We start from the raw sequence: 12,965 nt of genomic DNA on the forward strand, positions 1-12,965 counted from the left end.
TCTAATAAAGAACCCATCAATAAGCCAATTCCAAAACCAACCAAAACAAACCCCCAACGCAGCGAATGGCTTGGATTAACTTCATGCGAAGTTTTTTGTGGAGGAACAATTCCTTTGGCAATCATGGCCATTCTTTCGTCATTTTGATACTTTCGTAAAAAGATAATCATTGTAAAAACTGCAATTGTTCCAACTATTGGAATTAACATTCCTACGATTGGCACCATGTTTCCGTCTATCATTGTCGTATTTTTTTATTGTGAATTAATTGATTTCTGGGGATATGATGTAAATTGTTATTGAAAGGTTACAGTTACATATAAAATATTCTTTCATTGTTTTCTGTAACCTTTCCCAGCAAACCCGCATCTAAACAATTGTGAAGACCAACGAAACAGATAATTCTATTATTGAACGCATTTTGTCTGGCGATAAGTCAGGGTATCGAGACCTTGCTAATCGCCATAAAGATTATGCGTTTACGGTGGCGTACAAGATTGCGGGTACTCGTGAAGATGCGGAAGAAATTGCTCAGGATGCCTTTATTCAAGCATTTCAAGCTTTATCAACCTTTAATCAAGAAGCGAAATTTACCACATGGTTTTATCGGATTGTTTTCAATGCAGCTTTGATGTTTAAGCGAAAAAACAGAATTCAAACCGAGGATATTGAACTTTCACAATCGGCTCAATTTGTCCCCGCTGATACAGCTAATGAGCTAAGAATGAGCGAACAACGACAATATATACAAAAGGCGCTCAACCATTTATCGCCCGATGATGTTACAATGATAACGTTATTTTACTTGAAAGAACAATCATTGGAAGAAATCGCCCAAGTAGTAGGAATTTCTGCTGAAACGGTCAAAGTAAAACTCTGTCGAGCCAGAAAACGATTGTCAGAAACGATGAGTAAAATGTTAGGGAAAGAAGTAAAAACATTAATCGGAGAAAACTAATTACTCCATAAAAATGAAAGACGAAGATATTTTTGCTATTCTTGACGGCATAGCTTCCGAAGAAATCATCCGCCAGCACCACAAAACGCTCACAGAAAGTACTGATTATCAGATACTTTTCAGTGAATATGCCCAGACGCACGCCCTACTCATGGATACGGGTAGAGAAAAAACAGCGTTTAATTTTACCGATAAATTAATTGATCGTTGGGAAGTCTCCCAAGAGGTAGTGATTATTCGTCAAACCAGTAAATTGCCCATTTATTTCTTAATTGGTGGGGCAATTATGTTGACTATTTTAATGATTTTGGCATTACCCACAATAAGTCAATCAACTATTCAAATTGATTTATCAAAACCTTTAAGAATATTGCAGGATAAAACCCTGGTTCATAGTGTATTGATAATCAACGTTTTATTTGCTTTATTTGTCATTGATAAAAGATTTTTAAAGCCCTATTTTCAGCGTAGAATGGGTTTATAAGAAAAAAGACGGCATCCTTTTGAGGGTGTCGTCTTCAAAACGCTGTTCCTTTAATCTACACCAATAATCCATCCACTGCCACCTCAACAAATTCACCCTTAGCACTTTCACAAATTGGACAGCAATAATCAGAAGGCAAATCTGCAAATTTTACCCCAACTAAAATTTCATTGACCGAATCGCCAAAACGTTCATCATAAATGGTGAAACAAGTTTTGCACTGATGTACCTTAATCAGTCGTAAATCAGACACTTTAGTTTCTTTTGTTTTTACAATTGAAACTTCATCCTTAGAGTATTGAGCATAAAAACGCTTCGTTAATCGCTGTAAAATCTCTGGAACGTGCGTTTTATTTACACCTTTTTCAAACAAAACTAATTCACGAGTATTCGGGTTAAAATCGATAGTATGATAAATATCAAAAACACTGGAAAGTCCTCCGAAAATAGCTCGTTTTTTAACCACTACCGAACCAAAAACCTCTGATTTAGAACGTGTTTGAACGGCAAAACTTAAACCAAAAGTACGAACGTCCTCATCATCAAATTCACGAATGATAGCCTTTTTTAAAGCCAATCCTTCAGGCGCTAAATCCTCCACTTGCCAATTCAATTCATTGGCCGCATGGCGAACATTAATCGTGTATTTGCCCAATAATTTATCCCAAAGATTACGATGCTTATTTTCTATTCCTTTGATAATCAATGATTTCCACGGAGTTGTGCAAATTTGCCCAATTTTAGTATCTAAGCATAATTTGCAAATTTCAATTAGAAAGTCAACGGAGAAAGTTTCATTTCTACGATAAATTCCGAGCCAAGTTTTATCCCCATAACGATTGAAACCTTCATAATAGGGCAATGAGAACTTAGGTAATTTCAAATCTTCTAAAATTACTTGCGAAATGATTTCTCCTTTGGCAATTACCTTTTCATATATCTCATTTTCATCTATTTCGGCATTTTCCCAAATCACTTCTTCAATTCGTTTACAGATTTTTGGAATCTCCAAAGTGTAAATTAAAATCGGAAATCTAAAAATTTGATTCGATTGTTTTGGACGTACATATAAGTACCAAAAGTTTTGGGTATTAGACGCAATAAAATTAAGATTACCCGTAAAGAAAGGTGTAAAAGATTGTTGAAAATCAGAGATGTTTACTTTCAATTTAGGTTGATAATCAAAACCATCGAAAATATCATTATAAATTCCTTCCGAAATCCATTGCCCCGTTGGGAATACTTCTTCGGCACAATATGAAGTAATAATATTGGGATAGTTATCAGCATTAATTTCGTAGTCAATCTTAGATTCGTACAATTTTTTCTTTAATTCGACAATTCCACTTCCTCGAACAGTTTCAGCTTTTACATACATTAAAATTTGTTGTCTTGCCCCAAATCTTACTTCTCTGATTCCAGCCTCACGAGCGGCTAAAAGGATATACTGTAAAGTCCCAGGAGAAATGATGCCTCCCATCAAATTTATCTTTAATAATGAATAGTCTTTCACCTTGAAAAAAATTTATGATTAATATTATACTTATGTAAATTAGTAGGTATTATTAGTAATATATACTTAATATACTGAAAATCAGCAAGATATATTTTGATAAATTCTATATGACTATTTCAATATTATATATAATTCCCAAATCTCGAATAGTATTATTTCCAGAAATATAATTTTTTTTAGAAGAACTTTCTTGAAAAAGTTAAAATTTTACGGCTTTTTAGTTTGTGCTTTCAAATTTTCGTTCTAAGTTTACATCGTCAACCGATTGACGGGAGTAGATTTTCAAGCATTTAGAATGAGTTTTAAAAACAAGTTTTGTATTCCTTGTAGATTCATTTTTAGAAATAAATACCTTTAACAAAGTAACGTTCGAGTTAAATATATTTGATTTACTAATCATTAAATTCTTGGAAATATACAATTTAAGTTTAACAAATAAATCTATCATTATAGAGATTAACAAATTAAAAATCTCTTTAAAATAATAAATATCACAATCATGAATAAGAACACTATAAAAGCATTTATCGTAGCGATAGCTATGATTTGCACATCGAATTTATCTTCATTTGCTAACAAGACAAATGACGGAGCGACTGCTTCTGTAAAGACAAGAATTACTCAGGTGAATAAATCACTAAGTTTTAACGTTTGGGTAGAAAATACGAATAAAAAAGTAATGGTAGTTGTGTTAGATGCTGACAAAAATGAAATTCACCGTGAATACGTGAGTGCTAAGTCAGATAAATTTGCAAAAACATTCGATTTTTCAAATTTGAACGATGGAAAATATACGATTGAAGTAGTCTCTTCAAATGTTGATGTGGTTGATTCAAAAAGTTTTGAAATAAAAACAAATCAAATTGTAAACCGTGACCTTATCGTTGCAATTCGTTAATTATTGTACTTCGATTTTCCAAAATCGAACAAAATTTAACCTCAAGATCATAAGGGAGTTTATCGAAAGATTAACTTCCTTATTTTTATTTTACCCTGATATTTCAGCATCGGAGTAATAAATATTTTCATTCTACGATACTGAAACATCAGGTTACATAACCTCTACCAATTCTTCTTTCAAAGCATTTTCCAAAATTACCCGCACTTCTGGGCGACAACTTCCGCAACCTGTACCCGCTCCAGTGGTTGCACACAAAGCGGTAAAATCTTTACAACCACCTGATATACAAGACTTTAAATTGCCTTCTCCTACGTTGTTACACGAACAAACCAACTTGCCCATTACCGGATCGGCCTTTTTGCCACTTCTCAATAACGCTAAACGTTTGTCAGACAATTCAATACCTTTGGCTATCAAATCTTTGAATTCTAAGAACTCCGATTTATCACCAATCAGAATTGCTCCGACTAATTTATCGTTGTGGATAATACACTTTTTATAATATCTTTTTGCTTTATCAATAAACGTAATTTCCTCATAATCAGGCGATTTTGGCGTTTCAATGATTCCCATTGAGCATAATTGCACCCCTTGGATTTTCATAATATTTACCGAAAGTGAGCCTTGATAGTAACTTGCCCAATCGCCCGCAATATATTTGGCAATGGTATCGGCTTGTTGTTCGGCAGCGGCCGTAATTCCCCACATTTCGCCACGCCATTGAGCAATTTCACCCGCCGCAAAAATATCAGGGTCGGAGGTTTGTAGATAATCATTCACCACAACGCCACGATTTACTTCTAATCCGCAAGCACGGGCAATTTCTACATTTGGTGATGTTCCGATAGCAAAAACGGCTACTTGAGCATCAATTTTTCGACCAGATTTTAATCTAACTCCTTCGAATTTATCTGTTCCGTAAAAGGCGGCAACTTCATCATTAAAATAAACGTCAACACCCAAATTAAGCATTTCTTCGTAGAGTAAATCAGAACCTAATTGGTCTAATTGTCTATCCATGAAACGACTAATACGCTGAACAATAGTTACTTGTACATTTATCTCACGGAGCGAAGCTGCCAATTCTAAGCCCAATAAACCACCACCGACAATGAGTGCATGAGGATTTTCTTGGTTCATAAATGGCATAATTCCATCGGCATCCAAACGAGAACGCATATTGAAAATCCCTGGAATTTTGGGAACCGATGGCGGCATAAACGCCCGTGAACCCATGCCCAAAATTAGACGGTCATACGTGTGTTCTTGTCCGTCAGAATCAACCACAACTTTATTTTTACGGTCAATATTTACAATTTCTAAACCCTTATGTACTTGAATGTTCGCTTCGGTAAATTGGTCTTCCCGAAGTTTTACCAATTGCTCCCAATCTTGAGCTCCTGAAATATAATCGGGTAACATGACACGGTTATAGAAAGGATATATTTCTTTGGAAAAAACATGAATTTCATCCGTTTTATTAAGATTTCTGTACGAATTAATGAATCCCAATCCCGCAGAACCCGCTCCGATAATCACAATTTTTTCTTGTGGCTTTACGTAAGGTCTAATTTGAACGGCTGAAAATTTGAAATCAGGTTCTTTTGAGCGAGCATCAACCAATGTATTTGTAAGGCTATTTGCTCTTCCGAAAGCACTTCCCAAAATTTTACCGAAGTGCATGGGCATAAAACAAACACCTTCTTTAATGTCTTCTGTGATTTGTGCTTTTACTTGATTTTTACCCCTAATTGTTTCAATTTCAACTACTTGCCCTTCTTTAATTCCTCTGCATTCGGCATCTTTTGGATGAATTTCAACGTAAGGTTGGGCAATGTGTTGATTTAATTTATTGACCTTTCCAGTTTTAGTCATCGTATGCCATTGGTCACGGATACGTCCAGTGGTGAGAATTAACGGAAAATCTTCGTTTAGTTTTTCTGATAAATTTTCATCGGGAACGGCGTGGATTTTTGCCCGTTGGTTTGGCGTGTAGAATTTGTGGTCGGAAAATAAACGTGGTGACCTAACGCTGGTAGGGTTTTGAACCCTGCCAGCGTTGATTTCTGACTGAAAATTACCCCACTGATAACTCCGATTCTCTTTCAAATATTCATAATTCAAACCCGAAATATCAATATTAGTTCCTTTGGTTGAAAGGACGTGTTCGTCGTATATCTCACTGTTATTAAGATAGTTAAACGATTCTCCGAAGCCCATTTTCTCGGCAAAACGTTTGATGATTTCTGTATCGTCTAAAGCTTCTCCTGGCGCATTAATAACTTTTGGAAGGAGGGTGATTCTTCTTTCTGAATTGGTAAAAACTGAATCCTTTTCCGCCCAAGCAGCCGCAGGAAGTATCACATCGGCATATTTTACGGTATCAGAACGATTAGAAATATCTTGAACTACCACAAATTTGGCATTTTGCAAACCCTTTTCCACCATATTCAAATCGGGTAAACTCACCATCGGGTTCGTTGTGATAATCCAAATCGCCTTCATGCGTCCATCCGCAAGGGCTTGAAACATTTCGGTAGCGGAGAAACCGGGCTTATCCGAAATTTTCGTACCGCCCCAAAATGCTTGAATTTCTTCACGGTGAGCGGGATTCAATAAATCTCGGTGGGCTGGTAGCATATTCGACAAACCACCCACTTCACGTCCACCCATAGCATTTGGCTGTCCCGTGAGTGAGAAAGGGCCGTTGCCTTCTTTTCCAATTCTACCCGTAATTAAGTGTAAATCAATGAGTGATAGGTTTTTATTTACACCCACCACCGACTGGTTCAGCCCCATTGTCCACAACGAAAGAAAGCCTTTCGATTCGTGAATGTATTGAGCTGCCAGTAATATATCGTTTTCAGTAAGTCCACAGATTGCGGTGGCTTCCGTAAGAGTTCTCGTGAAAACTTGTTCACGATAAGTCTCAAAACCATCTGTGTGATTAGTAATAAAATCTTGGTCAATCCAGTTATTTTCTATGAGAATTCGCCCGATAATATTGGTCAGAACGATGTCCGTTCCAGGTGTGAGTTGCAAGTGTAAATCTGCCTGAGATGCCGTTTGGGTACGTCTTGGGTCAATTACGATAATTTTTACGTTCGGATTTGCTTGTTTATGAGCCTCCACTCTTCGCCAAATAATTGGATGACACCACGCAGGATTTGCTCCTGTTACGAAAAAGCAATCGGCTAATTCAATATCATCATAACAAACAGGAACTGAATCTTCGCCCAATGTGAGTTTGTAGCCTACTACGGCAGACGACATACAAAGTCGTGAGTTAGTATCAATATTATTGGAGCCAATAAAACCTTTGATGAGTTTATTAATGATGTAATATTCTTCGGTAGAACATTGCCCAGAAACGTAAAAACCGACTGAGTCGGGGCCGTATTTTTGGATAAATGTTTTGAAAATGGCAGCAGTTCGGTCCAGAGCAGTATTCCAGCTAACTCGTTGAAGTGGCATATTTCGGCTAAAACGCATTTCAGGATGTAGCAATCTGTCGGAAGTATCATTGACGGTATAATGCAGATTCATTCCTTTTGAGCACAGCATTCCTTTACTGGAAGGATGGTCTTTATCACCTTCGACGTGAATTTTTCCATTCCCTAAGTCCGTGATTTCGACTCCACATCCAACGCCACAATATGAGCAGGTAGATTTATATTTTTTATGATTAGATAAAATGCTCATATTCTGATAAATAATTAATAAAAATGTGTGAAATATTAAAGTAATTTGCTTACAATTTATAATCAATCACACTGAAATCAATAATTTGTAAGGGTTGATGAATAGCCCTATTTTATTCGTAATGCTATCGTAAAGCCTTTCGGTATTTGCTATATTTAATAAGTATTAATGCCTTAGATGTATAGCTTTTCGATAATCACATCTTTTCAACGTATATACGTCAATCTACCATACTGTATTAATATAAAACTTTTCTAATTTTTATTTACATTTTTTTGCACATGTAATTTGCGTTTTTTTTCGTTAAAGAAAAGAGCGTTTATCTTAATAAATACGGATTTCGTGCCCAAATTACTGCTATATATTGGGAATAATTTGGGAGACCGCCATCGTCCAGAACGGTACTTAACCATTTCCAACTTTATACCTGACCATTACCGCCATTTTGTAAGGTACAGAACCCGAAGTTAATAACTTCGGGTTTTATGTTTTTGCAACCACATAGATAAGATAGAAAACATAGGGAAGGAGGAAAAATATTATTTCCACTCCTATGTTTTCTAAGATAAATATGCGGTTGCAGACTCTCTTTCTATGTTTCCGATCTTAACTATGTGGTTGCACTAATCCTCAATCGAGAATTTATCGAATAGCAATGTCAATAATTCATCGTGTACCCGTATATACTCGGGGTCGTGGGCGATATCTTTTTTGTTACGTGGTCTTGGTAAATTGATGTCCACAATTTTCTTGATTGTTGCCTCTGGGCCGTTATTCATGACTACAACTCTATCCGACAAGAAAATGGCTTCTTCAATATCGTGCGTTACCATAACGATGGTTTTATTTCGATTATCTAAATTCCACAATTTCAATAATTCGATGTGCATTGAGCCTTTTGTCAAAGCATCCAAAGCGCCAAAGGGTTCATCCAACAACAAAATACTTGGGTTGATGGCGAAGGCACGGGCAATAGCAACTCGTTGTTTCATACCACCCGATAATTGACCCGGCAATTTATCTTTGTGCTGAATGAGATTAACCATTTTTAGGTTTTCTTCCACTAACTCATGTTTTTCGATGGAAGTTTTATCTTTGAAAACTGAATCAACTGCTTCGTAGATATTTTTATAAACGGTTAACCAAGGTAAAAGTGAATAATTTTGAAAAACAATTCCTCGGTCGGGGCCTGGGCCTTTTACGATATTTCCATTGGCAATTACTTCGCCTTTTGAAGGCGCCACCATTCCCGAAATGGTATTCATCAAAGTTGATTTTCCGCAACCTGAGTGACCGATTAATGCTACAATTTCACCCTTTTTAATATCAAGACTAATGTCTTTGATGGCGGTAAAAGTGCCCTTTGAACCTTTGAATGAAACGGTTATATCTTTGATACTTACCGCTGTTTCTGTATTTATTTTATGAAAGTAATTCGCTGAATCAACGAATTTGACTGAAGTTTCGATTGTTGTCATGTTTTGTAAAGGTTATTTGTTATCGGTTACTGGTTATTAGTCATCAGCGTGTTATTCAAGGGAAAAATGAAACTTGTGCTAACTTCCCAATAACCATTAACTAATAACCAGTCTCTATTTTCCTTCCCAAGAGAATAAATTTTGTAAAGCATTAAATCCTTTATCTAAAATCAAGCCTACCGTTCCGATAATAAGAATCGCAACTAAGATTTTTTCTAAAGAAAGACCATTCCAGCTATCCCACACAAAGAAACCGATTCCAACGCCACCCGAGAGCATTTCGCCCGCCACAATAACTACCCAAGCAATACCAATTGAAAGACGTAATCCGGTAAAAATGTGTGGCAAAGCGTAAGGAATTACAATTTTTGTCAAATATTTCCATCTTGAAAAACCAAAAGCCTTTCCGACATTTTTGTGGTCTTGTGGAATACTTGAAACCCCAAAAGCCGTATTAATCACCGTTGGCCATAAAGACGTGATGGCGATAATAAAAATAGTGGCTCCACCAGAATCTTTGAAAGCCAAAAGTCCCAAAGGAAACCAGGCCAAAGGTGAAACTGGTTTAAGAATTTGTACAATTGGGTTCAAAAGGCTCATGCCAATTTTAGAAGCTCCCATTAACATTCCCATTGGAATGGCAATAATACTTCCCAATAAAAACCCTGTAAAAACCCGACCAATCGAACTCATTAAATTATTCCCGATTCCTTTATCGTTTGGACCACGGTCGTAGAAAGGCTCTACCATTAATTCTTTGAAAACTGTCCATGTTGAAGCTGGACTTGGAATTTCGGCTTTAGTAATGATAGAAATCAATTGCCAAATTCCGATTAAAATTGCCATACTTCCCAAGAAATAGGCTATGTTGAGTGCTGATTTTTTTATCATGATTTTATTAAGTAGCAAAGATTTTAACCTGTTACTTTTTTAATGACTGATGACAACAAGTTGGAAAACTGTCCTATTTTTTAGTTGCCTTCAAATAATCGTCAATATTAGCAGGGTCAAAATTTACGTCGTAAGTCGTTTTGAAAGGCTTCATATCGAGTTGAATAGGCACTTGCATTTCTTTGGCTACTTCGGCAAATAAGTCATCAAGAATCAATTTCTCTACAATTGCTTTGTAATTTGGTTCAGCTTTTAAATAGCCAAAACGAACGTATTGCGCTAAAAACCACATGGCATGAACCTTTCTTGGGGTATTTACAATGCCATTATTATAAAAAGTCATGTAATCATCTTTATATTTTTGAACCCCTAAATCACAACCTAAATCATTTGAACCTAATAAACGAGATTCAATCGCAGCCAATGGAGCATTTACGTAATAAGGTTTTGTCAGCCAAGAAGCTGCTTTTTTACGATTTCCCATATTGTCCAACCATCTACAAGCCTCAATAATCGCTTTCATTACGTTTTTCAAATCTTCTTTATCTTCTGCCGCAAATTTTGAATTAACCACTAATGCTTTTTCTGGATGATGTTTCCAAATATCTTGTGAAGCAATGTGCGTAAAACCTACACCTTGAGCAGCTGCAACACCATTCCAAGGTTCACCAACTGAAAAACCTTCCATATTATCCACACGCATATTCGCAACCATTTGTGGCGGTGGAATGGTGATAATTCCTACTGATTTTTGGTTAATTCCTGCGGCTGCCATCCAGTTTCTTAACCAAATATCGTGCGTTCCGCCTGGGAACGTCATCGCAAAAGTTACTTCTTTACGGGCTTGAACAGCTTTAACAGCGGCGGCAGCTTTATTTACTTCTTTGAATCCAACCAATCCACAAAAATCTTTTGAAAGCGTGATTCCTTGACCGTTATTACTTAGAACCATCGCAATTTTCATTTCTGAACCCGCTTTTCCACCGATACCTGTATAAACTGACAAGGGCATTGAGAACAAACAGTGAGCTCCATCCAATTCTCCATTCAATACTTTGTCTCTAATATTTGCCCAAGAAGATTCCTTTGAAAGTTCTACATCAACGCCGTATTTAGCAAAAAGTCCTAATTCTTTAGCAGCTACCAATGGAGCGCAATCCGTCAATGGAATAAATCCTAATTTGATTTTGCGGGCTGGTGGTGTAATCTTGAATGAAGATACCACCGTAAGAAGTGCCATTAGACACAAAAATGATACTGATTTTTTTAACAGAGTTTGCATAATTTCTTGTTTAAAAACGTTTATGAATATTCTCTAAAATTCGACCCCCATCGAGTTTTTAGAGATTTTGACAAACCTTATAGGTTTTTGAAAACCTATAAGGTTTAATAGATTTACTTAATCGCCACAGGTTTCGCATAAAAGAAATCTGGACGAATATTAACCATTAAATACAACCAAGTTCCCGTTTTGTCAAATGTTTTTGCGGCTGCATCAGTGGTTGCTTGTCCTTTGGCAAAAGTCATGTTATCGGTTGCCATCATGACAGAATATCCTAATTCGATATTGGTAAATTTATTCATGTTATAATTCAACAAGAAGTCAATTTCATTTCCTAAATCCGTTCCAACCAGCGTTCCGTCGCCTTTAGTAGTTGCTTTATTCAAGGCAAATGAGTGATAATCAACCCCAAATGTTAGCATATTGCTGGTATATTTTGCTTTTAAATAACCGTTATTCAAGCCTCCTGCGGGTGAATTGGTACCTACGTAGAAGTAATCCATGTATCCCCAGTGTCTATGTGGTGTTCCGTACAATGGGTCAAAACGATTATTATATCCCGTTGAAGCTTTGTAGTTATTGGTAGCACTTGAACCATCATTTCCAGAAAGTACATCGTAACCCGCTGTGAATGCCCATTTGCTTTTCTGATAAGTTACTGACAGTGTATAATGGTAAGCATCCATGTCATTTCCTTCACGGTCTTTGCCAGTTTGTCCGTAACACGCACCTTGTAAGGCAATTTTACCGAATCCAGAAGCATTTCCTAAGGTATGATTTATCATTAAACCATAGGTAGTACGACTTCTTGATTGTGAATAATCGAAAGCATCGGTGGTACTTGAAGGTAAAAATCTTCTACCGTAAACATAACCCGTAGCAGCACTTCCAACTGAATCTAAACGGTAAGCACTAAAATCATCTTGGAAGAAAAGTCCCGAAAATTTAGTCTGATTAAACTTACGGCTAATGTATACGCTCTTGAAAGATTTGTAATCTTGCGAGGCTCCGTTGGTCGATGGAGGGTTAATCCATGCCAAAGCTCCACCCGTTTTTACGCTATTTGCGCCAATTCCACCGCCCACTGTCAATGGAATAATTCCGGCTGGTGTTGGTACTAAAACGCCCGTTGATGTACGAGTGAAAGCATTAACGTTAGCAGGTACATAACCTGTACTAAGCGTTCCGAAAGCATCCGAATTTTGTCCAAAAGCATAGCCTGCATCCACTTGCCATCCGTGATGAACGGCTTTCAACAGAATCATGTCATGGCGGCGACCTTGTTGTAACCAATCCAAGTTTCCGATTAAACGAACGTCATCATAAATCAATTCTTGACGACCGATTTTCACGGTTAATAAATCTAAAGTTCTGAATTTTATCGTAGTATCAGCTTTATTGGCTAAAGTCACTTCTGCCCAACCTTCGTGGAGCATCAATTTTGCACCATCGGCATTTGAGATAGACGAAGCGTCTTGTCCCCATACTCTAACATCCTGAACAGCAGCGCCAAAAACCACTCTGTCCCACTTGTACCCAAAATTCAATCTTGTTCTTTGCGACGTAAATGCGGCTGATTTAGAATCGATCGGTACTAAGTTACCGAGGCCGTTTCTAATTTCTGTTCTTGTTCGTAATTGCCCCGTGAGCGTGAACTGTGCCTTGGTTGTGAATTGAGTACAAATACTCAAAAATAAAAAGAAGGCGAATTTAGAAATGTCAAATTTTTTCATACTTTTGTGATTGATTGTGA

10 protein-coding genes are annotated in these 12,965 nt (G+C 36.8%); 3 read left to right on the forward strand and 7 right to left on the reverse strand.

The features are described from left to right. On the reverse strand, nucleotides 1–242 hold a 242-nt coding region (locus tag AC1W31_RS10795; protein WP_481734453.1), incomplete at its 3' end, for a DUF6249 domain-containing protein. A 137-nt stretch (nucleotides 243–379) separates the two neighbouring features. On the opposite strand from AC1W31_RS10795, the gene AC1W31_RS10800 reads away from it, so the two are divergent. Both AC1W31_RS10800 and AC1W31_RS10805 read left to right on the forward strand, forming a co-directional pair. After that, nucleotides 380–958, forward strand: a complete 579-nt coding sequence (locus AC1W31_RS10800) for an RNA polymerase sigma factor (RefSeq protein ID WP_481734454.1) — start codon at nucleotides 380–382, stop codon at nucleotides 956–958. 13 nt (nucleotides 959–971) lie between these two features. Continuing rightward, on the forward strand, nucleotides 972–1,442 hold the full coding sequence (locus AC1W31_RS10805) for a hypothetical protein (protein WP_481734455.1): 471 nt from the start codon (nucleotides 972–974) through the stop codon (nucleotides 1,440–1,442). Between the two features lie 55 nt (nucleotides 1,443–1,497). On the opposite strand, the gene AC1W31_RS10810 is transcribed toward AC1W31_RS10805, so the two are convergent. Continuing rightward, on the reverse strand, nucleotides 1,498–2,955 hold the full coding sequence (locus tag AC1W31_RS10810; protein WP_481734456.1) for a rubredoxin: 1,458 nt from the start codon (nucleotides 2,953–2,955) through the stop codon (nucleotides 1,498–1,500). A 502-nt stretch (nucleotides 2,956–3,457) separates the two neighbouring features. Between AC1W31_RS10810 and AC1W31_RS10815 the strand changes: the two genes are divergently transcribed. Next, complete coding sequence (locus AC1W31_RS10815; protein WP_481734457.1) at nucleotides 3,458–3,856, forward strand: hypothetical protein; 399 nt, start codon at nucleotides 3,458–3,460, stop codon at nucleotides 3,854–3,856. 153 nt (nucleotides 3,857–4,009) lie between these two features. Here AC1W31_RS10815 and AC1W31_RS10820 read toward each other — a convergent pair whose 3' ends face one another. From AC1W31_RS10820 to AC1W31_RS10840, 5 genes are all read right to left on the reverse strand, one after another. Further along, entirely contained in the window at nucleotides 4,010–7,561 is a 3,552-nt protein-coding gene (locus AC1W31_RS10820; protein WP_481734458.1) for a molybdopterin-dependent oxidoreductase, read from the reverse strand. A 623-nt stretch (nucleotides 7,562–8,184) separates the two neighbouring features. Further along, the gene (locus AC1W31_RS10825; protein WP_481734459.1) at nucleotides 8,185–9,039 is read right to left on the reverse strand and encodes an ABC transporter ATP-binding protein; all 855 of its coding nucleotides are present in this window, start codon (nucleotides 9,037–9,039) and stop codon (nucleotides 8,185–8,187) included. Between the two features lie 114 nt (nucleotides 9,040–9,153). Further along, on the reverse strand, nucleotides 9,154–9,930 hold the full coding sequence (gene ntrB / locus AC1W31_RS10830) for a nitrate ABC transporter permease (RefSeq protein WP_481734460.1): 777 nt from the start codon (nucleotides 9,928–9,930) through the stop codon (nucleotides 9,154–9,156). Nucleotides 9,931–10,003: 73 nt separating this feature from the next. Further along, nucleotides 10,004–11,212, reverse strand: coding sequence for a CmpA/NrtA family ABC transporter substrate-binding protein (locus AC1W31_RS10835; RefSeq protein ID WP_481734461.1), 1,209 nt, complete (start codon nucleotides 11,210–11,212; stop codon nucleotides 10,004–10,006). 113 nt (nucleotides 11,213–11,325) lie between these two features. Beyond that, nucleotides 11,326–12,945 (reverse strand): alginate export family protein, encoded by a 1,620-nt coding sequence (locus AC1W31_RS10840; protein WP_481734462.1) that lies wholly within the window; start codon nucleotides 12,943–12,945, stop codon nucleotides 11,326–11,328. Between the last annotated feature and the right edge of the window lie 20 nt (nucleotides 12,946–12,965).

It is taken from the genome of Arcicella sp. (genome assembly GCF_964672035.1).

Coding starts and splice junctions, on each gene's coding strand:
- AC1W31_RS10805 (WP_481734455.1), top strand. CDS start 972: ATGAAAGACGAAGATATTTTTGCTATTCTTGACGGCATAGCTTCCGAA.
- AC1W31_RS10815 (WP_481734457.1), top strand. CDS start 3,458: ATGAATAAGAACACTATAAAAGCATTTATCGTAGCGATAGCTATGATT.
- AC1W31_RS10820 (WP_481734458.1), bottom strand. CDS start 7,561: ATGAGCATTTTATCTAATCATAAAAAATATAAATCTACCTGCTCATAT.
- AC1W31_RS10825 (WP_481734459.1), bottom strand. CDS start 9,039: ATGACAACAATCGAAACTTCAGTCAAATTCGTTGATTCAGCGAATTAC.
- ntrB (WP_481734460.1), bottom strand. CDS start 9,930: ATGATAAAAAAATCAGCACTCAACATAGCCTATTTCTTGGGAAGTATG.
- AC1W31_RS10835 (WP_481734461.1), bottom strand. CDS start 11,212: ATGCAAACTCTGTTAAAAAAATCAGTATCATTTTTGTGTCTAATGGCA.
- AC1W31_RS10840 (WP_481734462.1), bottom strand. CDS start 12,945: ATGAAAAAATTTGACATTTCTAAATTCGCCTTCTTTTTATTTTTGAGT.